26 protein-coding genes and 1 riboswitch are annotated in these 26,027 nt (G+C 29.1%); of the genes, 16 read left to right on the plus strand and 10 right to left on the minus strand.

All coding sequences use genetic code 11. The annotated features are described in order from the left end of the window. Positions 1 to 4 precede the first annotated feature (4 nt). Positions 5 to 1,024, minus strand: a complete 1,020-nt coding sequence (locus tag C7N44_RS03025; RefSeq protein WP_404799032.1) for a YeiH family protein — start codon at positions 1,022 to 1,024, stop codon at positions 5 to 7. A gap of 106 nt (positions 1,025 to 1,130) precedes the next feature. On the opposite strand from C7N44_RS03025, the gene C7N44_RS03030 reads away from it, so the two are divergent. After that, on the plus strand, positions 1,131 to 1,988 hold the full coding sequence (locus C7N44_RS03030; RefSeq protein ID WP_105956427.1) for a LysR family transcriptional regulator: 858 nt from the start codon (positions 1,131 to 1,133) through the stop codon (positions 1,986 to 1,988). A 29-nt stretch (positions 1,989 to 2,017) separates the two neighbouring features. Here the strand turns inward: C7N44_RS03030 and C7N44_RS03035 are convergent, their stop codons facing one another. After that, positions 2,018 to 2,578, minus strand: a complete 561-nt coding sequence (locus tag C7N44_RS03035) for a nucleoside/nucleotide kinase family protein (RefSeq protein WP_105956428.1) — start codon at positions 2,576 to 2,578, stop codon at positions 2,018 to 2,020. 2 nt (positions 2,579 to 2,580) lie between these two features. Then, positions 2,581 to 2,997 (minus strand): bis(5'-nucleosyl)-tetraphosphatase, encoded by a 417-nt coding sequence (locus C7N44_RS03040; protein ID WP_105956429.1) that lies wholly within the window; start codon positions 2,995 to 2,997, stop codon positions 2,581 to 2,583. A gap of 145 nt (positions 2,998 to 3,142) precedes the next feature. Between C7N44_RS03040 and C7N44_RS03045 the strand changes: the two genes are divergently transcribed. The 3 genes from C7N44_RS03045 (at position 3,143) to C7N44_RS03055 (ending at position 7,432) form a co-directional block, all read left to right on the plus strand. Continuing rightward, positions 3,143 to 5,563, plus strand: coding sequence for a Xaa-Pro dipeptidyl-peptidase (locus tag C7N44_RS03045; RefSeq protein ID WP_105956430.1), 2,421 nt, complete (start codon positions 3,143 to 3,145; stop codon positions 5,561 to 5,563). A gap of 36 nt (positions 5,564 to 5,599) precedes the next feature. Continuing rightward, positions 5,600 to 6,511 carry a proline iminopeptidase-family hydrolase gene (locus C7N44_RS03050; RefSeq protein ID WP_105956431.1) on the plus strand — a complete coding sequence of 304 codons (912 nt, stop codon included), beginning with the start codon at positions 5,600 to 5,602 and terminating at the stop codon, positions 6,509 to 6,511. A 108-nt stretch (positions 6,512 to 6,619) separates the two neighbouring features. After that, complete coding sequence (locus C7N44_RS03055; RefSeq protein ID WP_105956432.1) at positions 6,620 to 7,432, plus strand: hypothetical protein; 813 nt, start codon at positions 6,620 to 6,622, stop codon at positions 7,430 to 7,432. A gap of 34 nt (positions 7,433 to 7,466) precedes the next feature. Here the strand turns inward: C7N44_RS03055 and C7N44_RS03060 are convergent, their stop codons facing one another. Next, positions 7,467 to 9,017, minus strand: coding sequence for an ABC-F family ATP-binding cassette domain-containing protein (locus tag C7N44_RS03060; RefSeq protein ID WP_225362941.1), 1,551 nt, complete (start codon positions 9,015 to 9,017; stop codon positions 7,467 to 7,469). 174 nt (positions 9,018 to 9,191) lie between these two features. Between C7N44_RS03060 and C7N44_RS03065 the strand changes: the two genes are divergently transcribed. The 6 genes from C7N44_RS03065 (at position 9,192) to C7N44_RS03090 (ending at position 15,112) form a co-directional block, all read left to right on the plus strand. Beyond that, positions 9,192 to 9,575 (plus strand): VOC family protein, encoded by a 384-nt coding sequence (locus C7N44_RS03065; protein ID WP_105956434.1) that lies wholly within the window; start codon positions 9,192 to 9,194, stop codon positions 9,573 to 9,575. A gap of 171 nt (positions 9,576 to 9,746) precedes the next feature. Further along, positions 9,747 to 11,372 (plus strand): APC family permease, encoded by a 1,626-nt coding sequence (locus C7N44_RS03070; protein WP_105956435.1) that lies wholly within the window; start codon positions 9,747 to 9,749, stop codon positions 11,370 to 11,372. Positions 11,373 to 11,774: 402 nt separating this feature from the next. Then, positions 11,775 to 12,770, plus strand: coding sequence for a tryptophan ABC transporter substrate-binding protein (gene trpX, locus C7N44_RS03075; protein ID WP_105956436.1), 996 nt, complete (start codon positions 11,775 to 11,777; stop codon positions 12,768 to 12,770). Then, positions 12,767 to 13,663 (plus strand): ABC transporter permease, encoded by an 897-nt coding sequence (locus C7N44_RS03080; protein ID WP_105956437.1) that lies wholly within the window; start codon positions 12,767 to 12,769, stop codon positions 13,661 to 13,663. The genes trpX and C7N44_RS03080 overlap by 4 nt, the downstream gene beginning before the upstream one ends. Then, complete coding sequence (locus C7N44_RS03085; RefSeq protein ID WP_105956438.1) at positions 13,656 to 14,426, plus strand: ABC transporter ATP-binding protein; 771 nt, start codon at positions 13,656 to 13,658, stop codon at positions 14,424 to 14,426. Before C7N44_RS03080 ends, C7N44_RS03085 begins: the two co-directional genes overlap by 8 nt. Before the next feature lie 164 nt (positions 14,427 to 14,590). Beyond that, a complete protein-coding gene (locus C7N44_RS03090) occupies positions 14,591 to 15,112 on the plus strand; it encodes a hypothetical protein (RefSeq protein ID WP_105956439.1) in 522 nt (173 codons plus the stop codon). Positions 15,113 to 15,166: 54 nt separating this feature from the next. On the opposite strand, the gene C7N44_RS03095 is transcribed toward C7N44_RS03090, so the two are convergent. Together C7N44_RS03095 and C7N44_RS03100 are read right to left on the minus strand one after the other, a co-directional pair. Next, the gene (locus C7N44_RS03095; protein WP_105956440.1) at positions 15,167 to 16,549 is read right to left on the minus strand and encodes a DHA2 family efflux MFS transporter permease subunit; all 1,383 of its coding nucleotides are present in this window, start codon (positions 16,547 to 16,549) and stop codon (positions 15,167 to 15,169) included. Continuing rightward, on the minus strand, positions 16,542 to 16,976 hold the full coding sequence (locus C7N44_RS03100) for a MarR family winged helix-turn-helix transcriptional regulator (RefSeq protein ID WP_105956441.1): 435 nt from the start codon (positions 16,974 to 16,976) through the stop codon (positions 16,542 to 16,544). Before C7N44_RS03100 ends, C7N44_RS03095 begins: the two co-directional genes overlap by 8 nt. A 104-nt stretch (positions 16,977 to 17,080) precedes the next feature. Between C7N44_RS03100 and C7N44_RS03105 the strand changes: the two genes are divergently transcribed. Next, positions 17,081 to 17,590, plus strand: coding sequence for a YbhB/YbcL family Raf kinase inhibitor-like protein (locus tag C7N44_RS03105; RefSeq protein ID WP_105956442.1), 510 nt, complete (start codon positions 17,081 to 17,083; stop codon positions 17,588 to 17,590). A 35-nt stretch (positions 17,591 to 17,625) separates the two neighbouring features. Here the strand turns inward: C7N44_RS03105 and C7N44_RS03110 are convergent, their stop codons facing one another. Continuing rightward, a complete protein-coding gene (locus C7N44_RS03110; RefSeq protein WP_105956443.1) occupies positions 17,626 to 17,952 on the minus strand; it encodes a hypothetical protein in 327 nt (108 codons plus the stop codon). A 121-nt stretch (positions 17,953 to 18,073) separates the two neighbouring features. On the opposite strand from C7N44_RS03110, the gene C7N44_RS03115 reads away from it, so the two are divergent. Continuing rightward, a complete protein-coding gene (locus tag C7N44_RS03115) occupies positions 18,074 to 19,918 on the plus strand; it encodes an FAD/NAD(P)-binding protein (RefSeq protein WP_105956444.1) in 1,845 nt (614 codons plus the stop codon). Between the two features lie 36 nt (positions 19,919 to 19,954). Here C7N44_RS03115 and C7N44_RS03120 read toward each other — a convergent pair whose 3' ends face one another. Both C7N44_RS03120 and C7N44_RS03125 read right to left on the minus strand, forming a co-directional pair. Then, on the minus strand, positions 19,955 to 20,572 hold the full coding sequence (locus C7N44_RS03120; RefSeq protein WP_105956445.1) for an LVIS_2131 family protein: 618 nt from the start codon (positions 20,570 to 20,572) through the stop codon (positions 19,955 to 19,957). A 110-nt stretch (positions 20,573 to 20,682) separates the two neighbouring features. Further along, the gene (locus C7N44_RS03125) at positions 20,683 to 21,678 is read right to left on the minus strand and encodes a D-alanyl-D-alanine carboxypeptidase family protein (protein ID WP_105956446.1); all 996 of its coding nucleotides are present in this window, start codon (positions 21,676 to 21,678) and stop codon (positions 20,683 to 20,685) included. 78 nt (positions 21,679 to 21,756) lie between these two features. Further along, a riboswitch (TPP riboswitch) is annotated at positions 21,757 to 21,847 on the plus strand. A gap of 83 nt (positions 21,848 to 21,930) precedes the next feature. On the opposite strand from C7N44_RS03125, the gene C7N44_RS03130 reads away from it, so the two are divergent. From C7N44_RS03130 to C7N44_RS03145, 4 genes are all read left to right on the plus strand, one after another. Continuing rightward, the gene (locus tag C7N44_RS03130) at positions 21,931 to 22,485 is read left to right on the plus strand and encodes an ECF transporter S component (protein ID WP_105956447.1); all 555 of its coding nucleotides are present in this window, start codon (positions 21,931 to 21,933) and stop codon (positions 22,483 to 22,485) included. A 16-nt stretch (positions 22,486 to 22,501) separates the two neighbouring features. Continuing rightward, a complete protein-coding gene (locus tag C7N44_RS03135; RefSeq protein ID WP_105956448.1) occupies positions 22,502 to 23,908 on the plus strand; it encodes an ABC transporter ATP-binding protein in 1,407 nt (468 codons plus the stop codon). Next, on the plus strand, positions 23,909 to 24,550 hold the full coding sequence (locus C7N44_RS03140) for an energy-coupling factor transporter transmembrane component T (protein ID WP_105956449.1): 642 nt from the start codon (positions 23,909 to 23,911) through the stop codon (positions 24,548 to 24,550). Between the two features lie 73 nt (positions 24,551 to 24,623). Continuing rightward, positions 24,624 to 24,806, plus strand: a complete 183-nt coding sequence (locus C7N44_RS03145) for an LBP_cg2779 family protein (protein ID WP_105956450.1) — start codon at positions 24,624 to 24,626, stop codon at positions 24,804 to 24,806. A gap of 50 nt (positions 24,807 to 24,856) precedes the next feature. Here C7N44_RS03145 and C7N44_RS03150 read toward each other — a convergent pair whose 3' ends face one another. After that, positions 24,857 to 26,020: a hypothetical protein gene (locus C7N44_RS03150; RefSeq protein ID WP_105956451.1), complete on the minus strand. Its 1,164-nt coding sequence runs from the start codon at positions 26,018 to 26,020 to the stop codon at positions 24,857 to 24,859. Positions 26,021 to 26,027 lie beyond the last annotated feature (7 nt).

The raw sequence follows: 26,027 nt of genomic DNA on the forward strand, positions 1-26,027 counted from the left end.
TATGTTAAAAGAATAATTTACTAACAATAATTACAAATACTAATAAGATAACGGAACTTGTAAACGAAGCAATTAATGGCTTAATTCCGCGATTAAGTAGCACTTTGAAGTTAACAGTCATCCCTAATGCTGCCATTGCCATTCCTAAGAAAATGTAAGCAGCATTTACTAAAATTGATAATAATCCAGCACTAAAATGAGCATATGTTCCAATAACACTAGTTAAAATAAAGCCAGCCATAAACCATGGAATTGGTAGCTTACGTTTACCACTAACTTCACCATTAGTAGTTGTCTTTTGATACCAGATTCCAATAATTAAGGCAGCTGGAGCTAGCATCAATACTCGAGACAACTTAGTAATAATTGCAATATTTAACGCAATTGGACCATCGGAACTACCAGTAGCAACTGCATGAGCAATTTCATGTAAAGAACCACCTGCCATAACACCAAATTGATCAGGTGCCATGTGTAATAAGGGCTTAATTGCAATTTCAATCAAAGTAAAAACAGTTCCCATAATAGCAACAATTGCGACTGACAGTACTTGGTCCTCTTCTTTTTGTGCTTGTTTATCTGAACTAACTTTAATCTGTGGTGAAATCCCCATTACAGCTGCCGCACCACAAATACCAGTTCCACTAGCAGTTAGAATTGATAATTCCTTATTAACCCCTAGTTTACGGTTAAGTAAATAAGTTCCTGTAATTGTTCCTAAAACTACTAAAATAGCCAGTAAAATGGTTTTAATTCCTGAAGACATTAAGGTATTAAGATTTAACTTAAATCCTAATAGAATAATTCCTAAACGCAAAAATTTATTAGAAATAAATCCCGCTTCAGACTTTAATCCATTAGTTATTTTAGGTTGAACTTGCAATAACATTCCAAAAATAAGTGCTAAAACTAATGAACCAATAATATTTAAATATGGCATTCCTGCTAAATATGTACCAATCATTGTACAAACAAAGGTAACAACAATCGTTAGCCAAAATTTAGGTGTAAATATAATTTTCAATCTGATTTCCCCCTATTAATTTATGCCTTCAGTATATCTGTATGTTAATATAAAATAAAATTATCATTTTTAATTATGGTATTAATAAAACTTATAAGGAAGTATTATGTTAGATCAAAGATATATCACTTTTCAAATTTTATCCAAAACTAAATCATATACCAAAACTGCTAAAAAATTGTTTGTTACACAACCAGCCGTTACTCAACAAATTAAGAGTTTAGAAAATGAATTAAAATTAAAACTAGTCAAATACAAACAACCAAAATTAGAAATTACTGAAGATGGTCAAAAATTAGCTGAATTTATTAGTAATATTGATGTACAGAGCAATAAATTCATCCATAAATTAAAAGAAACACCTAAAAAGCGCAAACTAGTTTTTGGTTCTACGAGATCAGTTGCAATTTTTATGACTCCAAATATCATTAAAAAACTAGAACCCCAATTTCATAACGTTGAATGTATCGTTACTAATACTGATGAAATACTTAAAATGATTGATAATGGTAAAATTGACTTTGCTATTTTAGAGGGAAATTTTGATAAACAAAAATATAGTTACCATATTATTAAAAATGAGCAATTCATTTGTGTTGCTGGAAAAGATAATCCATTGTCTGGCCATAAACAATTTGCCATTCAAGAAATATTAAATCAAAATTTATTATTAAGAGAAGTCGGTTCTGGGACCCGTTTCATTTTTGCGAACTGGTTAGAATCTTTAAATATTACTGAAAATGATTTTAATAAAGTAATTAATGTAAATGAACCTACTGTCATTAATTACTTACTGCAAAATGGTTTAGGCATTTCATTTATGTATAAATCATTAGCTGAAAAAGAAATCAAAGCTGAGCATTTAAAAGAAATAAAAATTAAAGGGTTAGATATTGTTAGGCCTATTAATTTAGTAGCACTCAAAAGTAACTACTTTAATGAAATAATTAATTCATTAAAATAAAAAGAGTTATGTTTTAAACATAACTCTTTTTAAAATAGCTGATGCATTAATTTATCAATAGTAATTTGAGCAGTTTGCCAGTTACTGTTATCGATAATATGGGCTGCTGATCGTAACTCAATTGGAATGTTTAAGTCACGTTCATATTCAGCACTACATAACCTTTGTTTAATCTTTTCTTTACTATCGCCACGTTCAATCATACGTTTTTTTAAGCTGTTATGATCATTAACCTGAATAAAGAAAATAATTGCTTGATCCCCTAACTTATTTAGATAAGTAATCGCTCCTTGAGTATCCAAAACAATTGCAGCAACTGGATTATTATGCCAAGCTTTTTTTAAGCCTTCATATGAAGAACCATATTTCGCATTAGAATATTCAACTTGTTCTAAAAAGTGTTTTTTAGCAAAGCTGGCATCATCTTCAAAATAATAGTCAATGTCGTTTTTTTCATTTCTACGTGGATATCTAGTAGTATGAGTGATCACCTTAGCAATATGATATTGATTAACTAAGTAGTTGCGGATTGTCGTTTTACCGCTACCAGTTGCACCGGTAATTACGATTAATTTTTCTTTTTCTTCCATAATTAGGACCACTTATTTACTACATAATCATTTGCTTTATCTAAAATGTTTTTCAAATTATCATAAGTAAGTGTTTTACGAGCATCTGCATAGTTTTGCCAAACATAATCACTAATTTCTTCTTTTTGTAAAGTAACTTTAGGTGCATCTACATTAGATGTATAAAAAGTAACCACCTTATGATGTCCGTTCTTCATATCATATTCAGCATCAACACTAAAATTAGTATCAATTTTCGCATCGATATTAGTTTCCTCTTTAATTTCTCTAATTGCGGCTTGTTCTAATGTTTCTTTACCTTCAACATGGCCTTTAGGGAATCCCCAAAAGTCACTAGTTGCACTTTTTTCTAATAAGTATTGTGGCTTATTATTTACCATTTTATAAACAATGGCCCCTCCATCAACTTCAGTAATCATATTTATTCCTCCATCAGAATTTATAAATTATTGTCATTATATCATTTTAGAAATTAAGTCCTAAATAATTAACTATCAATTTTATCATCATTTCCCTATAATTTACGATATAATGTGAAATATATACAATTTTAGGAGGACTTTCATGAAAAATCATCAATATGCAATTGCCGACTACAATTTGAAAATTGTAAAGAAAGAACTAAGAGATGTTAATTTTTTAGATGATTCAACTGATAAAATAGATAATCCAGCTGAATTATTAAAAACTTTCTTATTAAAATCATTTTTAGATCAACAAAGTTTGGCGATTAGAGGACAAAAGATTGCAGGAATGATGGCCAGTTTTGAAGAAAATGCATTAACATTTCTAGATAAGAATGCCCCTATTTCAAAAATTGGTTTTTACAATATCGCGCTACAACTATTACATTTTGAAGTTGGCGAAGATTTTTTAATTGATAATCCAATCACTAAAATGAAGACACTTAATTTACCGGTAGCTAATGTTCATGAAAATATGAATTTATATGACACAATGACTGCATGGTATTTATTATTAAATACACACAATAAGTATGGAACTACTTTCATTGATGATTTGGCATCTAAAGGCTATTTTGCACAAAACTTAAATAGCTTTAAAAGGCCATTAATTTTTAATGGTAAAACTATGCCTGTCTACGATACTAATAATTTAATTCGTGAAGTAGTATATGTAGAAGCATCACAAGATACTGATCATGATGGTAAGTTAGACCTATTAAAAACAGAGATTATCAGACCTAAGGAAAGTAATAAAAATAAGGTTCCAGTTATCTTTACTGCTAGTCCTTATAATCAAGGAACTAATGATAAAGATGGCAACAAATTAACTCATAATGTTAATTTAAGTTTAAAACATAAGGAACCTAATAACTTTTCATATTCTGATGTGGAACATCGTTCTAAAAAAGCTAAATTACCAGAACCGCGTCCAATTGAAGGCAAAACTAGAAAAGCAGAACAAACGCTGGATCGCGAACAATCTTATACTTTAAACGATTACTTTTTAGCACGTGGATTTGCAGTAGTTTATTCTGCTGGAATTGGGACTTATGAATCAGATGGATTTAGAACCACTGGTGATTATGATGAAACCTTATCAGCCACTGCTGTGATTGAGTGGCTAAATGGTAAACGTACTGCCTTCACTAATAAGACTGATAATAATCAAATTGAAGCTTATTGGTCAAATGGCAATATTGCTATGTCTGGTCGCTCTTATTTAGGTACACTTCAAATTGCTGCTGCTACTACTGGAGTTGATGGATTAAAAACTTGTATTGCTGAAGCTGCTATTTCCAATTGGTATGACTACTACCGTGAAAATGGATTAGTATTAGCTCCTGGCGGTTTTCAAGGTGAAGATGCTGATGTCTTAGCTGCTGAAACTTACAGTCGTAAACAGCAAGCTACCGAATTTTACAAAAATAAAGATGCTTGGGAAAAACAATTAACCTCCATTACAGATGGTCAAGAACGTGATACTGGTAATTATAATGAATTTTGGGACGCTCGTAATTACTTAAAAGACGCCAAAAACATTAAATCCGATATGTTCTTAATCCATGGTTTAAATGATGATAACGTTAAACCTAAAAATGTGGAGCAAATTTGGAATGCCATTAAGCCTTTGAATATTAATAAAAAATTAATTTTGCATCAAGGAAAACACATTTATATCAATGCATTTCAATCAATTGATTTCACCGATATGATTAATTTATGGTTAACTTATAAATTACTAGATGTTGATAATAATGCTGATGAACTTATTCCAAACGTGCTGATCCAAGATAATGTTAAAGCGGAAACTTGGAATTCATTTGATGAATGGGAGAATCCTGATGATGTCAAAACGCTCCACCCTTCAAATAATAATGAATTAACCGAAGATTTCGATCATGGACGCAAAGAATTTCACGATCAATTATCAATTAATAATTTTGAAAAATATTGTCTTGATTACAAGCAATGGCGTAATGATTTAGTATTAGACTATGAAAATAATCCCTTAGAAAACAATCGTGTTATATTTAAAACTATTCCTGCAAAGGAAGAATTCACAATTGATGGTAAAGTAAAAGTTTCCTTAAATGCATCATCAACACAAAATTATGGAATGTTAAGTTGTATGCTGGTTGACTATGGTGAAGCATATCGATTAACTGAATCACCAAAGAGCCTAGGTCATCGTATTAATGAAGGCTTTCTATGGCGTGAAGATTCATTACGTGAATTTAAAATGCAAAATAGGAAAACACCTTATAAAGAAATTGCAGAAGGTCACATTAATATGCAAAATCGTAAAAATAGCTATCGTGTAGATGATATGGAAGCCAATGAATTTTATGATATGGAATTAGAATTGCAACCAACCTTCTATCATGTACCTGCTGGTCATCAATTAGGATTAGTTATTTTTGCAACTGACTTTGAAAACACCATTCGTGGCAATCAAAATATTAAATATAGAATCAGTTTAGCTGAAAGTGACATTAAATTGCCTATTCGTAAACAATAGTGTTAGGATAATAATTAAAAGAAATGAGGGATTATCATGAAACAAAAGACAAAAATCATTACTTTAGATAGTGGATATCATTTATGGACCCATACCTCAGGTGAAGGTAAAATTAATTTACTTGCTCTCCATGGTGGCCCTGGAGGAACTCATGAATATTGGGAAAATACTGCTGACGAACTAAAGAAACAAGGATTAGATGTTTCAGTAACTTATTATGATCAATTAGGATCATGGTATTCCGATACTCCTGACTTTTCCAATCCTGAAGTAGCCAAAAAAGTTTTAACTTATGATTACTTTTTAGACGAAATTGAAGAAGTTAGACAAAAACTTGGTTTAGACAATTTCTATTTAATTGGTCAATCTTGGGGTGGACTATTAGTTCAACTATATGCACAAAAATATGGCAAACATCTAAAAGGTGCAATTATTTCATCCATGGTTGATGAAATTGACGATTACACAGATCATTTAGATGAAATTCGTGAAAAAGAATTTGCACCTGATGAATTAGCATTCATGAAAAATTGTGAAGCTAATAACGATTACGATAATGCTCGTTACCAAAAAGATGTCGATAAATTAAATAAAGATTATATTGATCGTAAACAACCTTCTAAATTGGATCATCTTATTAGTCTTTCAAACACTGACATTTACAATGCATTCCAAGGTGATAATGAATTTGTTATCACTGGTAAATTAGGTGAATGGCACAATACTAAAAACTTGAAAGATAATCATGTTCCTACCCTAGTTACTTTTGGTGAACATGAGTCGATGCCAGTTGATACTGGTAAACGAATGGCTAAGATGATTCCAAACGCTAAATTTGTTTCTACTCCAAACGCTGGACATCATCATATGATTGATAATGCATCTGTTTATTATGATCATTTAGCAACTTTTATCCGTGAAATTGAAAATAATACTTTTAATAAATAAAAAATTAAAGCATAACTACTAATTGTGGTTATGCTTTTTAATTATTTTATGTTTATTTTAATCATTTAGTGGTATAACTAAATCTAGATATTTAAGGAGTTTATGCATATGAATAATCTTTATAATTTAGTTATTAATCGCACTAATAGTAATAGTTCAGAAAAGTTTATCAATTTGATTCGTGAAGGTGCTATTTTATTAGTTGCATTAGAAGTATTAGGATATCGAATTCCAACATTTTTATCCGCATCTATGAATACTTTTTTGCTAAACATTTTCTATTTATTAACTGACTATAAGGTCCCTTTTCTTTTAGTTATTGTTTGGCTTTTTTCAATTGTTATTTCAAAAATTGCCACTAAAAATCATTACTTTGAAAATCTACACTATAACTTTTTGCATCAAGTTACTAAAGTTTATAAATTCTATTGGATTATTATTTTTATTATTTGTTTGTTAGCTACTAATTTACAAAGTATGATTGATTTCAGATTTTTATTAACACTAACTAAGAACACTAATCTTATAACCCAATTTTTCCCAATATTATTTCGAAATTTATTTTCTTTATTTTTATTAATTGCAAATATATATTGGTGCATAATGTACTTCTGTAAAACTGATAATATCATTTCAGAAAAGCATCCCCGCGAAAGTCATTTAAATTCAAAAGAATACATTAATTTAGCAAAACGTAAATTTACAGTTAATGATAAACAAATATTTTTACAAATATTCGTTAAAAACAATGAGTTAAAACCACTAGATGATATTAAAGAGTACTTTCTAATTAAAAAAGTAACCAATTTAAAGTTAAAAAGGCATCATTCTAAGATTACAATTATTAGTCAGTTTCCTTCCTACAGTGATGCTAAAAACTTTATGAATGATTATGCGGATGAACCTAATAATTTCAAATAAAAAATGCACTTCAAATGAAGTGCATTTTTGTAATTTAATTGCTTTGACCATTTGCTTTTTCAATTTCATCTTTATCACGTAAACTAAGCTTTTCAACATCTAATACCTTATCAACTAAGCCATTATAAAAACTAGTTTCATGAGATACGATAATTGCATTCCCAGGGAAATTATTAATTGCTTGTTTTAATGATTCCTTAGTTTCATCGTCTAAATGATTAGTAGGTTCATCCATGATTAAGAAATTACTTGGTGTAAATTCTAGCATTGCTAATTTAACCTTAGTCTGTTCTCCACCAGATAATTCACCAATTGGTTTCATTGCATTGGCAGCGTCTAAACCACATTTAGCTAATTTAGTCCGAATTGGTTTTTGTTCTAATTTAGGAAATTTGTTTTGGATAATTTGTAATGGTGTTTCTTTATCATTAGACCAAATCAAATCTTGACTAAAGTAACTGACTTTAGCAGACGGTGAAAAGTCTGCTTTACCACCCATCGGTTTTAATAATCCTAAAATTGATTTAATTAACGTTGATTTACCAACTCCATTAAAACCTTCAAAACCAACTTTTTCATCAGTATTCACTGAGAAACTAACGGGTTTTAATAATGGCTTATCATATCCGACTGATAATTCATCAACAACTAAAGCATTTTGAGACCCAGTATCTTCATATGGAAAGTTAAACGAAGCATGAATATTAGTTGATGGTGGATCAACAACCTCCATATGTGATAGCATCTTTTCACGTGATTTAGCCATTGTTGATCTAGAACCAGCTTTATTTTTACGAATAAAAGCTTTAGCTTTTTCAATTTCAACTTGTTGTTTATCATATTCTCTTTGTTGAACTTTTTCACGTTCATCACGTTGACGCATTGCAGATTTAAAATCACCACGATACTTAGTAATTTTACCAAAAGCAATATTTACGATACAGTTAGTAACTTTTTCCAAGAATTCATAATCATGAGAAATTACCATAACTGCACCATCAAAATTATTTAGATAATCTTCCAACCATGAAATGTGAGCAGTATCCAAATAATTGGTTGGTTCATCAAGTAAGATAACATCAGGATCTTCTAAGATTAATTTAGCTAAGATAATCTTTGAACGTTGTCCCCCTGACATATGAGCGATCTGTTGATCACGTTTAACATCATCTAAACCTAAACCAGTGATTACTTGTTCAATTTCAGTTTCAATATCATAAAAGTTATTAGCTTCTAGATTTTCTTGAATTCGACCTGCTTGTTCTAATAATTTATCATCAAAATTTTCAGCATACTTTTCATATAATGTTTGCATATGATTTGATTGATCATATAAATCTTTATAGGCAGTGTGTAAGAAATCAATTAATGTCATGCCATCTTCAATATCAGCATATTGGTCTAAATACCCTACACTAACATTATTCTGCCACTTAATTGATCCAGAAATTGGTAATTCTACTCCAGTAATAATTTTGATAAGTGTACTTTTACCAACTCCATTTTGCCCGACGATTCCCATATGCTCGCCCTTGTTTAAGGTGAAACTTGCTTCATCATATAGTTTTTTATCAGCAAAGCCCATACTTATATCTTTAACATCAAGTAAAGCCACTATTTTCACTCCTTATCATTTTTATAATCGTAATTATACATACTCTTAAAAGTACCACACTAAAAAACGTTTAGTCAATTTCAATTTAAGTCGAATTTGTTTATAATATTATAGTTAGACTTAATATTAGAGAGGATTTTTTTAATGAAAGTAAAAGATATTGATCATATTACTATTTTTGTAAATGATTTAGAAAAATGCATGCGTTTTTATCATGAAGTGTTCGATCTACCTATTCTAAAATTTGATGATCAACAATTAGAATTTCAATTAGGTAAACAAAAATTAATTTTTCTACCTATTATTTCAGGTACAAAAAATAATCCTAAAAATCCAACTGCTGGTTCAGGCAAATTTTGCATAATTGCGAAAGATTCACTATCAGATATCACATCTCACTTAGCAAATTATGGTATAGATATTATCGATGGCCCTAAAAAAGTACGTGGTGCTAATGGCGAAATGAATTCTATTTATGTCAATGATCCTGAAAATAATGTAATCGAAATTTGTGAATATAAAGATTAATAATATTACATTTTTTTAATGGTATTTATTATTAATTTAATTATTTGTAAATGCTTGTAAATGCTATTATTATAGTAAATGGGAGCTTAAAAGCTTATCATGCTGGTCTTTTATTAGTTTACACTGATAATTATTTTTGATAATATACTTAGAGACCATGAAAGGAGTATTATGAAAAAAAATAATAATTCAGGAAAGATAGGTTTATTTCAGATTGTAATGTTGGGACTTAGTTCCATTATTGGTTCAGGTTGGTTATTTGGATCTTGGGAGGCTTCCAAGGTTGCAGGACCAGCTGCTATTCTATCTTGGATCATTGGTGCTATTGTTATTGGTGCTATTGCATTCAACTATATTGAACTTGGTTCTATGTTCCCAGAAAGTGGTGGAATGAGTAAATATGCTCAATACACCCACGGTTCTTTACTAGGATTTATAGCTGCTTGGGCTAACTGGGTATCATTGGTTACTTTGATTCCAATCGAAGCAGTTGCAGCGGTACAATACATGGGTTCTTGGCCTTGGAAATGGGCACACTGGACACATGGATTCTTGGTAAATGGTGAAATATCCAATACCGGTTTATTTGTCGTTTTTCTTTTCATATTAGTCTTTACATTATTAAACTATTGGTCTGTTAATTTATTAGCTAGATTCACTAGTTTTATTTCAATTTTTAAACTAGGAATTCCATTATTAACAATAATCATGTTATTAATGTCTGGTTTCCACTCAGGAAACTTTAATTCTCAAGGATTTATGCCTTATGGTAGTGCTGCTATTTTCTCAGCTACAACTGCTTCTGGTATTATTTTCTCTTATAATGCATTCCAAGTTGTTATCAACATGGGGAAAGAAATTAAAAATCCTAAGAGAAATATTGCATTAGGAATTACAATTTCACTTGCAATTAGTATTGTAATTTATGTTCTATTACAATTTACATTTATTGGTACAATTGTACCTCAAGATTTAGCAAACGGTTGGCATGGAGTTGATTTCCAATCACCATTTGCTGATTTAGCTATCTTGCTAGGTATTCATTGGTTAGCCGTATTATTGTATTTTGATGCTTTTATATCACCATTTGGTACCGGAGTTTCATTCGTTGCTCAAACTGGTCGTACATTAGCAGCTATGGTTCAAAATGAACACATGCCTAAGTTTATTGGTAAAATTAATAAACGTTGGGGTGTACCAAGAATGGCTATGGTAGTTAATCTTGTAATTAGTGTATTATTAGTAGCAATATTCAGAAGTTGGGGTACACTTGCTAGTGTTATTTCTACTTCTACTTTAATCGCTTACTTAACTGGTCCAGTCACGGTTACTGCACTAAGACAAATGGCACCAAACTTCAAGCGTCCTATTCGTTTGAAGTTACTAAAAGTTATGGCTCCATTAGCCTTCGTCCTTGCTAGTTTAGCAACTTACTGGGCAATGTGGCCAACAACTGTTAAAGTAATTCTTGTTATCTTGCTAGGTTTACCATTCTACTTCTACTTTGAATGGAAGACTGGTTGGAAGAAAACTAGAAACCAATTTACTGGAAGTTTCTGGATGATTGGTTATTTAATCTTTATTTCAATCATTTCTTACATGGGATCAACACCATTTGGTGGTCAAAACTGGATTCCATATCCATTAGACTTTGTTGTTATCATTATTTCATCACTTGTATTCTACAAATGGGGAATTTCAAGTGCTATGGTAACTAAAGATCTTCACAATGCTAAAGAAGTAAATGATGAAATCAACTTAGAAGATTTCGAAGATGAAGACAACAAAGATAAATAAGACAAATAAAATGAATCTGCATAAGAGTAAGCTATAATGTTTACTCTTTTTTATTATGCTTGACTTTTATAAGATGTAATTTTAAAATTAATATTAATAAATGAAAGGAGAAAGAGTCCATGAGAAATATTTTAAAACATTTATTATTAGTTTCTACTTGGCAAAGCTGGTGTTATTAAATCGCATTAATATATACAGATGCGATTTAATTAGATGTCTATATAATTAAGCGCATCTGTACCGGCTTCTTTCTCGCGAATAATAAAAGCCTGTGCGGAATAAATTCAAAACACCACAGGTATTGATATAACTTTTAATTAAGCGGATAACCTGTAATGTTTGGGTTATCCGCTTTTTTATTGGAATAATTTATTAATAACATCGAAAAAGGAGTTAGAACAAATGAAACGCTTATATTCAGTAATTATATTATTATGTCTAATATTGGCATTTGGTTACTACAAAGAACAACAACCAGCTAAAATCAGTCGTGATCATACTCCAGAAGTTGGAATTTTACAATTGACTGAACACCCTGCATTAGATGCAATTCATCACGGAATTATTCAAGGATTAAAAGAATCTGGCTTTCAGCCTGGGAAAAATATCAAAATTGATTTTCAAAATGCTGAAAATGATCAAAGTAATCTAAAAACTATGAGTACTAAATTTGCCAATGAAAATGTAGATTTATCAATTGGAATTGCTACTCCTTCAGCACAAGTATTAGCAAACACTGTTAAAAATAGCCCCCTAGTTTTAGGTGCTATCACTGATCCTAAATCTGCTGGACTAGTTGATTCTAATCAAAAACCTGATAGAAACACTACTGGGGTTTCTGATTTACCTCCTATGAAGCAGCAACTAGATTTAATCAAGCAAATCATGCCTCATATGAAAACTCTTGGGGTTATTTATACTTCTAGTGATGATTCAGCAACTAGTCAGTATCAAAGATTTACCCAAATGTGTAAACAAGCAGGTATTAAAGTTAAGGGATATTCTATTGCAAACACTAATGATTTAAATCAGGTAGCTACACAAATGGTTCAAAACGTTGATGCTGTATATGTTCCAAACGATAATACTGTCGCTTCAGCCATTCAAACTTTAGTCGCAGTAGCAAATAAACGTAATGTTCCAATCTTCCCTACTGCATCCAATGTTGTAAAAAACGGTGGTTTAGCAACATATGGATTAAATCAATTTAAACTAGGTGTTGAAACTGGAAAAGTAACAGCACAAATTTTAAAAGGAAAAAATGCCTCTGATATGCCAATTAAAACTTTAAATCATGGTGATTTAGCTATTAATTTAAATCAAGCTAAAAAATTAGGTATTCACATTCCAAAATCATTAATTCAAAAAGCTGAAAAACAAGGAGTGATCTACAAATGAGTTTAATAATTTCTGCAATCGGACAAGGGTTATTATGGGCAGTTATTGGAGTTGGCCTTTACCTAACCTTTAGAATCTTAGATTTTCCTGATATGACCGTTGAAGGGACTTTTCCAATGGGGGCAGCTACTGCTGTCACTGCTATCGCACATGGCATTTCACCTATTATTGCAACTATTCTGGCTTTCTTAGTTGGTTGTGTTGCTGGATTAGTAACTGGACTCCTATATACAAAGGCTAAAATTCCAGTATTATTAGCTGGAATTTTGGTAATGACTGCTTCTTATTCGATTGATTTAAGAATCATGGGTAAACCCAATCAATCATTACTTGGTATGCCTACCCTATTAAGTAGTAAGTTTTTCCAATCATTGCCACCCTACTTTGATAGTGTTGCTTTAGGATTTATTGTAATTGTAATTGTCACAACTATTTTAGTTTACTTCTTGCAAACAGATTTGGGTCAAGCTTTTATTGCTACTGGTGATAATGAAAATATGGCTGAATCATTAGGTATCAACACTGATAACATGAAAATAATGGGGGTAAGTGTTTCAAATGGCTTAATTGCACTAGGTGGTGCTTTAGTAGCTCAAAATAATGGATATTCAGATGTGAACATGGGAATTGGGATTATTGTGGTTGCCCTTGCCTCAATTATCATTGGTGAAGTTATTTTTGGTGAGTTAACCATGGTTCAAAGATTAATTGCTGTCACTATTGGTAGTATTATCTATCGTTTAGTCTTATTACTGGTTCTACAATTAGGTTTCAATGCTACTGATTTAAACTTAATTTCATCCATACTATTAGCAATTTTCATGGGATTACCAGCATTAGAAAGTAAATTTCATTTAAAACATGTCTTGAAACGGGGGTTAAAAAATGACTAAACCAATCTTTCAATTAAAAAACATCGTGAAAACAGTAAATGAAGGCACTCCTGAACAATTAAACATATTAGATAATATCAATTTAGACATTTATTCAGGAGATTTTATTACCATTCTAGGATCAAATGGAGCCGGTAAATCTACGCTTTTTAATACCATTGGTGGTAATTTAAAACCTAACTCTGGTCAAGTCATTTATAATGGTAAGGATATCACCAGAATGTCAGTGGTAAGAAGAACCGAATTCTTAAGTCGAGTTTTTCAAGATCCTAAATTAGGTACTGCTCCTCGAATGACCGTCGCTGAAAATTTATTATTAGCTGAAAAACGTGGTAAAAAGCATTCATTAATTCCTCGCAATCTTAAAAGTCAAATGAATAAATTCAAAAAAATAACCGCTAAAATGAATAATAATTTAGATGAAAGATTGGAAACTGCTACTGGTAACTTATCCGGTGGTCAAAGACAAACTTTAAGCTTCTTAATGGCCACTATTAATAGACCTGGTATATTATTATTAGATGAGCACACTGCTGCATTGGATCCTAAAACTTCAGAGCAATTAATGAACATTACTGAAAATACTATTAATAAAGAAAAATTAACTTGCTTAATGATTACTCATCACTTAGATGATGCTATTAAATATGGGAACCGATTAATAGTCCTTCATCAAGGTAAAATCTCATATGATATTTCAGGAGAAGAAAAAAAACATTTAACCAAAGAAAAACTACTAACTTTCTTTAATGACATTCAATAAGAAATAGCTATACTGACTTATTAGTCAATTTAGCTATTTTTTAGTTTTAAAGATATCTCATATAAGATGTTTAAGTTCCAATAATTATACGAAAATATAGAAACTTTGTTATAATATAGATTGTTGTAATCTATTTTACTTGAAATGGAGTGGAATATTCATATATGAATAATGACGAAAATAATCGCATTAAGAAATATGACTTTAACGAAGAAGAATATGGGAATAAAAAGTCACCTTCTTCAAATGTCAGTATTTGGCCAATTATTATTTTTATCGTTGTAATCGCTGCCTTAATTATTGGTGGAGTAAAAGCAGTAACCCATTTTACTTCTAACAATAATAGTCCGAAAACAGAACTAACATCTAATAAAGAAAATAATCAAAATAGTACAACTCAAGAAAATAATACTAAGAATTATTATAAAGAATACAATAGTAAAAACAGTTCTGAACCAAAAATTAATAACTCTAATGACAGTAATGAAAATAATACTAATAGTAAAAATAATCAAAATACTAATAATGAAAATGATATATTTTCACAACCGCATACTTTTAGTTCAGTAGCAGATGCACAAAATTATGCTAAAGCTACTCAAAGTAAGTGGTTAAATGACGGATATAACACTTACACTGTTAGTTCTGATAGCCAAGGTTATTATACTTTAAAGTTTGTTAAATAATTTATTAAAAAGAACCATAACTACTAAATTTAGTAGTTATGGTTCTTTTATTTATTATTTTTCTTTTTTAACGACTTTGTTTAAAATAAATGCTGCTAATAACAGCAGAATAATCAATAAAATAAATCCATGTTCAGATCCAACTGCAGTTCCTAATTCCTTACTGTAACTAGGATTCATTTGACTGATAGCAACAATTGCAGAAATAATTGAAGTACTAATTGCACCAGAAATTTGTTGAATCGTGTTAAATATCGCATTTCCATGAGAAGCATCATTTGCACTTAATGTACTTAATCCACTAGTCATAATATTTCCAAATGAAAGTCCTAAACAGAACATGTAAATAAGATAGAATATTAGAATCATAGCATCTGATAAATGAGTACCAAAAATAGCAAACAACATTAGCCCAATTAAACCTGCAAGCATTCCAAATAAGATAGGTTTATAGGCACCAACTTTATCCATGATTTTACCAGCTAATGGTGCAAAAACAGCTCCCAATGCAGCTCCAGGTAAAACAACTAATCCAGCAATAAATGCAGATTGTTTATTCACTATCTGAACATAATTAGGAAGGATGAATGACATTCCTAATGTAATAAATTGTAGAATAAAGAATGCTAAAACATGACCAGAAAATTTTGAATTTCTTAATATTGATAGTTTAACAATTGGATTATCAATCCTAACTGATCGTCTATATAAAGCAAATAAGGCAATTAGACCAATAATGATTGGAAATAAAACTTTAATACTAAGAATGCTACCACTGCCCATACTACTAAATCCATAAACTAATCCAGCAAAAGTAATAACAATCAAGATTAAACTAAGAAAATCTAATTTTGTACGTTCAACAACACTTTTTTGTTCAATAGCAAAAATTCCTATTATCAAAGAAATAACTAAAATAGGTAATAAAATTAGAAAAATATATCTCCAACCAATTGAAGAAACAACAATTCCACCAAAAGTAGGCCCCACTGCTGGTGCAATGGCTGTTATTAAATTACCTACCCCCATCATAAGACCAATTTTCTTGTTAGGAACTTGTTCCAATATAATGTTAAACATTAGTGGTAAAGCAATTCCTGTACCTAATCCTTGAACTAATCGTCCAATAATTAATAAAGAAAAACTGGGTGCAATTAAATCAATTAATACACCTAAAATAAATAATAGATTAGCAGTAATAAATAATGGCTTAGTTTTAAAATTTCGTTTTAAAATTGCAGATAATGGTACTACTACAGAAACAACTAGTAAATAAATGGTAGTCATCCATTGCACAGTACTTGTATTAATATCAAAGTCTTTCATTAAAGTTGGAAATGTTATATTCATAGAAGTTTCAATAATAACTCCACTAAAAGACATAATACCAGCTGCAATGACTGACATTAGTACTTTTAAAGAAATTTTGTCATTCATATTTTTTATCCCCCAAAATAGAAATTAATTTTTTTAGTCCTTTAGTTAATTCATTCAAATCTTTATCAGAAAAATTATCATTTATTAAACTTTGATTTTCGTTCATAAATTCAATTATCTTTGATTGTAGTTTTACTGACTTATCAGTAAGTATAACTTGCTTTTTTCTTGCGTCTGATAACGAAGAAATTCTTTTAATCAATTGCTTATCTTCCATCCTTTTTAATAGCACTGAAGCAGTAGAACGTTGAATATAAAACTCTTCTTCAATATCTTTTTGAAATATTTCTTTTTCTTTATTAATTCTAAGAAAATCAATAATCGACATTTGAGTACTAGTTAATCCATATTTACTTGCTATATTATCAAAATGTTTGACAAATTGAATAGATGCTATTTTTACTAAACGACCTATGTTTTCTTTCAAATATATTTCACCTCAATTTCGTTAGCTAACTAACTATTATAAACGATTTGTTTTTATTTTCAAGATAAATTAGTTAAGATTAAGTTAAATGGAGGTTTTTATTTATGGATATTACAGTTCCAACAAAAAATGGTAATTTATTAGATAAATACACAAAACATACAGATAATAAGTATAAAGAAAACGGTAGACCCTTTATCTCATTTCCAATCAATATTAATAATATTCCAGCTGACACGAAATCTTTAGCTTTTGCATTAACCGATTTAGATTCAATCCCAGTATGTGGATTTGAATGGATTCACTGGATAGGTGCTAATATTGACCCTAGAATAAAGCAAATTCCAGAAAATGCTGCCAAAGAAAATTCAGTTGAGTTTAATCATGGGTATAATAGTTTGGCTGGTAGTTTAATAGATATGAAGAGTGATGCAATGAGTTTAGGATATGTTGGTCCCACTCCTCCTAATAAAAAACATAATTATACTTTTACCGTATATGCGTTAGATAAAAAATTGGAGTTAACAGATGGCTTTTGGTATAACGAAATGATCCATAAGATGGATGGTCATATTATTGAAAAAGAAATTTTAAATCTTCCAGTTAAAAATTAAATAAAAAACGGCTAGTTAATAACTAGTCGTTTTATTTACATTTTAGCAATTTTAATGGCTTCATCCTCTAATCTAAAACAAAGTTCCATAGCATCTCTTTTAAAATCTGATACAAAATCTTTTTCTTTTGATTTAAAAGAAGTAATTTCATTGCCAGTAACGTCGATAACGCTGATTGTATCAGCATTTAAATTAGCAGTATCATAATGACCCTCTTCAGCTTCATCCAAATAATCCTGAAACAAATCACTAACTGCTTTAGTTATAATCTCATCTTCATTTACATTTTTATGACCATCAATCGTTAAACGTGCCATCTTTAATTTTACTTCATCCATACTTTCTGGAATTGATTCGCTCATTTATAACACCATCCTTAATTATAATTTTATCACATCAGCTTGGTTTATTTTAAAATCAAAAATACAAATTTTAAATCATTTCATGTTAACATTATTATTATGATAAAGGAGTGCTGAATATATGGAAATAGCAATTATTGGAGCAGGTCCTAGAGGATTACTCTTGTTAAATAATTTAATACAAAACAATAATCAACAAATAAACATTTATCTGTTTGATCGAAAAAATATTGGTGGTCGTGTTTGGAAAATAAATCAACCAATTGATTTAATTATGAATACACCTGCTAATGAACTAACGTTGTTTAATGACAACCAAAAAAATAGTTATTCAATTGCAGATTGGATAAAATCAGATCAATCTAAAAAATTTATTAAATCATTAGATGAAAATAAATATCCAAATAAAAATGAATTAATAAATGCAATTAAAAGTCTAAAAGAAAATAGTTATGTTCCTAGAGCAATTTGTGGAGCATACTGCAATTGGTTCTTTAAACTATTAACAAATGAAATTAGCAAAGATAATAATATTAATTTATCATTGCATCTTAATCAAACAGTAACTGATATTCAAAAAAATAATGATAAATTCATTGTAAAATCAAATGATGCTTATAATGTTGATAAAGTTGTCTTTAGTTTAGGACAACAAGAAAATCAGTTATCTAATACTGAGAAGTCATTTAAAAAATATGCTACTGAGAACAATTTAACTTATATTTTTCCTGAATATGCAGATGAAGTTGATTTGTCAAAAATCAATAATCAAAATACTGTAATTATTCGCGGACTAGGTCTTAGCTTTAATGATTATGTAAGTCGCCTAACTAAAGAACGTGGTGGTAAATTTACTAAAGATGCAAATGGTGGCTTAATTTATCATAAATCTGAAAAAGAACCTAAAATTATTGCTGGATCCAGACGTGGAATTCCATATTATCCAAAAGCAATTAGTCAAAAAAAATTTGATGAAAACTATTCTGCTTATTTCTTAACTAAAGATAACATTAATAAACATCTTAAAAATGGTAAATTACCGTTTGAGGATTTTCAAAGACTATTAAGATTAGATGTTGAATATCGTTATTATACGTTCTTAATTAAAAAAGATTATCCTAATATTAACTTAAAAGAATTTCAAGATGATTTTTTAAAGAGTAATAGTCCAATTGATGTCGTTAAAAAATCAGAATTATCTAGTGAATCATTATTCAACTGGGACTTAATTTTGAATCCCGTTGCTGGTATAAAAATAACCAATATGGAAGACTATCAAGGCCATGTAAAGAAATGGTTATCGGCAGTAATAAAAGATGCTCGATTAGGATCTAAAACTGGCCCTATTATCGGTGCATTAGAAATGCTAAGAGACTTAAGAAATAATATTAGATATGTTTTAGCTAATAATTTATTATCAAACGAAGACTACGTAAACAAATATAAAGGACAATTTTCTTCAAATATTAAGTTCTTATCAATGGGCGCTCCTGTAATTAGAAGTGAAGAACTTTTAGCTTTAATTAATGCTGGTATTGTTGAAATTTTACCCCCTCAAATGCAAGTTATTGGTGCTAATCATAAATTTATAACTCGTTCTGCTTTCTATGGACACCAAATCATACAAGGTGATGCTTTGATTGAAGCAAGAACAAATGCACCTAATATAAATATTACCGATAACCCATTACTAACTAATTTAAAGAAAAACAATATTATCAAACCACAAGTAATTCATTTATCTGATAATAATGTTAATAATTCCTCTATTGATATTGATGTGAAAAGTGATCAAGTCAAAGACGAACCTAATATGTTCACTTGGGGACTAAATACAGAAGGATTGTATTTTGTTACAAGTGCTATCCCTCGTCCTGGAGTTAAAGATGATATTCTGACGGCTGCTGATAATATTAGTAAAAATATCTTAAATATTTCTGTAAATAATCCAACAAAATATATGTAAAAAATAGTCCAACAATTAAAATTGTTGGACTATTTTTTAACTTGTATATATAAATGAGCTATCTGGAACCCTAATCAATGTATACTCATGTGCTTGTTTACCTGCATGTAAACCTATGCCATTTAAAAAATTATTTTTATAAGTAGCTTTAACTTTAACTACCCAAGCTTTTTGATAATGATCATCTAATTTTTTTATACTTTGATTTTTCCAATCAAATGCAAAATCAGGAATATTGACTGCATTGTTATTTCCAGTCAAAACATTAGATGTATTACTAGAAACTTGATTCTTTTTATTTTTAATTAAATATGAATAAGACTGATTCAAGTTAGGAGTTTTTTGTTTTAAAACTTTAACATAGTAAGAATTTTTACCATTAGTGTCTAATACCAAGGGATTATATTCTCTTTTAATTGCAATGTCTTTAGTCCTAACATTTGAATTAAATGTTTCAAATAACATAAATCCTAATCCTAAAAATAAAATAATAAGCTGTGCCAAAGTTTTAAACAAATGATTCCATGAAAAGGAATAATTGTTGTTTAAAATGATTCTACTTCTTCTTACACCAATATTATGTACTACAAACGTAGCATAAATAATTAAAGCAATCCAAAAAATCAAACCAATTAAATTCCAGCCCGATTTCATAAATCTTCTCCTTCTATAAAGCTAATTATATAAAAACGCAAAATTACATAATGAGTATTTTACACTATATATGTAAAATTACCAAATTCTTATTATAATGATTAGATTGTTTAATTGTATAAAGAAGAATTTTTGTACACAAATTTCATTAGACGAATAGTATTACTAAATTCATCACTATCATTTAAAGTAACAGTTACTAAACGATCCTTATTCTTTATTTTTCCAGTACCAACAAAACACAACCCAGCATTATCAGTATACCCCGTTTTTAATCCATCAATATTTAAACTAGGATCATAAAACTCTTTACCTGGTAATAGATTATTCTCATTATAAATATCTTGATCACCATCATAAGTAGCAGTTTTTTTTGAATCATTCACAATTGCCGGGTATTCTTTTAAAATATAGACTGCAATTTCACCAATTGCTTTTGCAGAAACTTCATTACCATCATTAATATCACCCAACTGATTATAGCTATAATGTTTCAAATCATTATTTTCTAAGCCAGATGATGAAACAAAGTGCGCCTTTAATTGCCAAATTTTAGCCTGTTGATTCATCATGTGAATAAACTTTTTATTGCTACCAGCTACCCATTCTCCAAGTGCAATCGCAGCATTATTTGAAGAACGAATTAAAGCTGCTTTATAAAGTTCCCTAACTGTGTATTTGTGATGCTTGTGAAAATCAAAACCACCCAAGTCATAGCTTTGTCCCATTCTTATTAAATTGGGATTAGATGTATTAACTACTTGACTCCATCCATTTATTTTTTGAGCCTTTTGAATAACTAAATATAGAGTCATTAATTTAGACAAAGATGCAATTTTTTCTGGTTTGTTTTCATTATGTGCGTAAACTATTTGGCCAGTCTTAGCATCGATTGCTACCATTGCCTCTGGTTTGCTTAATAAATCCGGGTTTAATTTTTTGGAAATTAAATTATATTTAAAATTAATATTATGATTTTTATCCTCGAATGAGTCTTCAATTTTATTAAAAGATTTTTTGAATATGGAATCCTTGTTAATAAATCCAAGTCCTAATATAACAACAACTATTATAGCAACAAAAAAGGCTAATTTTTTTCTATTCATCTTCGATTCTACTTTCTGTATATAAATATAGGTTGATTTTAGTTTAATTTAATTGTATAGTACTTATAAAATAAATATTATTAATGTTTGGGGTGCCTTTTAGGCTGAGATAAACCCATTGTACCTGATTCAGGATAATCCCTGCGAAGGAAAACAATACCTTTTACCTTATATCATTGTGCATTTAACAATAATTTAAAGGGTCCCAAACTTTTTGGGACTCTTTTTTTATGTCCTTGAAAGGAGAACAACATGCAAAAAATTTGGAATTTAAGAAACATTATATTATTAACATTAATCTCTATCATATGCGGAATTATTTTCTTCGCTACTGGTTTTATATATAATTCTTTATCACTAATGTTAACCCCCTTTGGTTTAGCACCATTCGCCAATGATATATTAATTGGTTTATGGATAATGGCAGCTCCATTAGCTGGATTTATTTTTAAAAAACCCGGAGCTGCTATATTATCAGAAATACTAGGATCTATTGTAGAGATGTTTCTAGGTGGACAATGGGGAGCATCAACTTTAATTAGTGGTTTTATCCAAGGAGTGGCTTCTGAATTAGGATTTGCTGTAACAAAATATAAGCACTATGATTGGATTGGAATTATCAGCACTACTATAACTACAACCATTATCACATTTATATGGGATTGGTTCAAAAATGGTTACAGCTCATATGCTCCTAATATGCTAATTCTATTGTTTATTACTAGAATGCTATCAGTATTTTTATTTGGTGGAATTTTAACCAAATTAATTAATAATATGTTATCCAAAAGTAATGTAATTAAGTAATAGGAGTAATGATAATTTGGCTACGTTAAATCTTAAGAATTTAAAGTTCAATTACGAAGACAGTAAATTTCCAATATTTAGTAATGTAAGTTTAGAATTCAAATCTAATACCATTTCAATAATTCATGGACCATCTGGATGTGGAAAGTCCACTTTATTAAAAATAATAGCAAGATTATATCCAAAATATAATGAAGGTGTCACCTCAGGTAAAATTTTATTAAATCAAAAAAGTATAAATTCAATTAACGAAATATCATTTAGAAAAAAAGTAGCTATGATGTTTCAAAATCCTAATCAGCAATTCTGCATGCAAAATGGATATGATGAACTAATATTTACCATGGAAAACCTACAGTTATCAAAAGAACAAATCGTTAATAAAATTGATAAAGCCATTAAGTTTGGTAACATCCAACAAATAATATCCCATCCATTTGATACATTATCAGGTGGCGAAAAACAAAGAATGGCTTTATCAATAATATATGCTATTAATCCAGATATCATTTTATTAGATGAGCCCTTCGCTAGTGTTGATTATGAAACAAGAAAAATAATGATTAATAAATTACATCAATTAAAAGATATGGGAAAAACAATCATTATTGTTGATCATGATTTATCTTTATACGAAAATATATTTAATAATTTAATCATATATCATGATAATACTTTTAAATCAAATTCATATGAAACGGCAATTAGAAAGTTCAAAGAATTTCAATTATCTTCATCAATAAAATGCTCTATCCCTGATAAGCAACCTATTATCCTATCCCTTAAAAATCTATCTATCAGTAACGGTGATAAGGATTTAATTAAAGACAGTAATATTAACTTCTATAAAGGATATACAACTTTAATCACCGGTAAGAATGGATCTGGTAAAACTTCATTGTTCAATACACTAATTAAAAATCATTCATTTGATGGCGAGATATTATTGAATCAAAAAAGCATAAAAAAAATAAGAAGTTTGAAATACTACAAAAAAGTAGGAATTATCTTTCAAGAATCAGAAAAACAGTTCATTAAACTAACTGTAAAAGAAGAGATTAAATTATCAATAAAGAAACATAATCATAAATTATTTTCTCAAACAGAAATTGATAATTTTATTAATAGTTTAGGCTTAACATCACTACTAGACCAAGTAGTATATTCATTAAGTGAAGGTCAAAAAAAGAAACTACAAATTTTGTCGATGGTAATTATGGGCCATTCAGTTTTATTATTAGATGAACCCTTCGAAGGATTAGATTTGAAATCAATAAAGGCTATAACTAATATCATTAAATTAGCTAAACAAAGAGGTCAAACACAAATAATTATTAGTCATCAAAGATATCAGCTAGAAGAACTAATAGATTTTCATGTCCAATTAAGCAATAATAAATTGGAGTATAAGGAGTCTTTTTAAATGGATCCAGCACTTAAATTAATAACTATATTAATAATTGCATTTGAAATATCATTTACCCAAAACTTAATATTGAATTTTATTATAATCGCTTTTAGTCTATTAATACTAATATTGAACAAGATAAAGATTAAGAGCTTATTGCATATTCTAATTATCCCTATTATTCCAGCTATTGGTATTTATTCTTCTCAGTTGATAAATGGTAGTGCAAATTATGGAATAATCCTTGCAACAAGAGTTTATGCATACGTATTTTTAGGAGCTACCTTTACTAAAACCTCATCAATTGAGGATTTAGCTTTTACACTTGAACAAAATTTCAATCTACCTTCTAAATTTGCATATGGTGTATTAGGTGCTTTTAATTTAACAGAAACTATAAAAAAAGAAATTAAGCAAATTAAGATGTCAGCTACGATGAGAAACTTACACTTAACTTTCTTATCCCCTACTTTATACTTTAAAAGTATTATGTCAGCTTTAAACTGGTCTAATTTATTAGCTGAAGGTATGACCTCACATTTATTTGTTGAAAATAATCCTAGAACTCATTTTAAGATTATACATATAAATAAATTTGATTATGTAAAAATAATTATTACAATTGTGGTTGTTCAATTGATACTAATTGCATTTTGAAACTAAATTAATGTGTAAATTCATAATTACGTTATAATGAAATTGAACGCTAATTACATAGGGGGAATTTCAGATGGAACGTAAAATGAATAATATTGCCGAAGAAATAATTAATTATCAAAAGGATCATGATATCCCAGATACTTTGTTAGCTTTTAAACTACATTTTAGCGTGGAAGAACTACATGATATTAAAAGTATGGAAAAGTCACCAAATCAAGACGAAGTTAATATAATCAAACAAACTTTAGCCTAATCTGAAATTCATGATAAAAAAGATACTATGCATATGCATAGTATCTTTTTTTATAAATCTCCATTTAATTTTAAACGACGTTCATCTAAATAAGCTTGTATATAGTCAAAACCAATTTCAGCAATATCATTTACCGGAATTTCTTTATCATTAATGAAGAAAGTTCTGGTTTCATCTAAAAAATTAAATTTAATATATTCATTAGTAATTAATGATGGATAGCCCAAAAATACATTGCCGTTCTTTAATTGTAACCTAATCAAATGCTTCATACCCAATGATTGATTCAACAGTAATAATAAATTATTTTCAGTTACATCAAATTGACGATCTGCATTTAAGACTGGTTGTTCTTCAGTTGATTGTTGAATATTGTTTTGAACCATTAATTGCATAATATTTAAATAATCAGTATCAACGGTCACACTATCAATAGCCAACATCCTCATTAATACATATCCACCAAATTGTCCAGCCATATCAACAACTTTTAAAACAATGCTATCCTCATTAATCATAATGACTTTACCCACATAAAAATAATTATGATTATATCTGGCATTAACTTCAACAAAACTTTGTTGATCAAAAGAATGAGTCAGCATTTCAACAATATGATTAATAGATTTAGCTGTATGGGCAATTAAATTGCTAGGTTGCACTTTATCAATTACCTTACTCATTGTTTCAAGTTCTCTGCCTTGAAATTCAATTAATCTAATATTTCCAAATGCAAAACTTGTTAAATAATTTTCAGATAATTTAAATTTATTAATAACCAAAAGCTCAATACCATCATTATTAACTTTTTTAATAATCCCAGTATAAAACTTTGCTGAATCATTTTCTTGTATCAATATCATTTGTTTGTCTAAATAACTTTGAATCAAAATTTGCTGAAATAAGTTAACCTTACTAGCAAAATTAATTGATTTTGGAGAAAATTGTAATAAATTATCATTTTCAACAACTACCATTTTCTCTTCTATTCGATCTAAATCTTCACTCTTATGTTCAATACTTTCAATTGAAAAAAGCTTAATTGCGACAAATCCATCAGCCATCGCGGTAGATTCATAAGTTTTGATTAAAACTTCATGATCATTATATCGATCAATATAACCAGTATAAAAAATATCTCCAGATACCAAATAAATATTAACTAACAAATGATTTAGGTATGCTTTTTTTATTTCTTCTAATACATACTCCATATTTAAA

The sequence above is a fragment of the Apilactobacillus quenuiae genome, from assembly GCF_002994005.1.
Taxonomy (GTDB): Bacteria; Bacillota; Bacilli; order Lactobacillales; family Lactobacillaceae; genus Apilactobacillus; species Apilactobacillus quenuiae.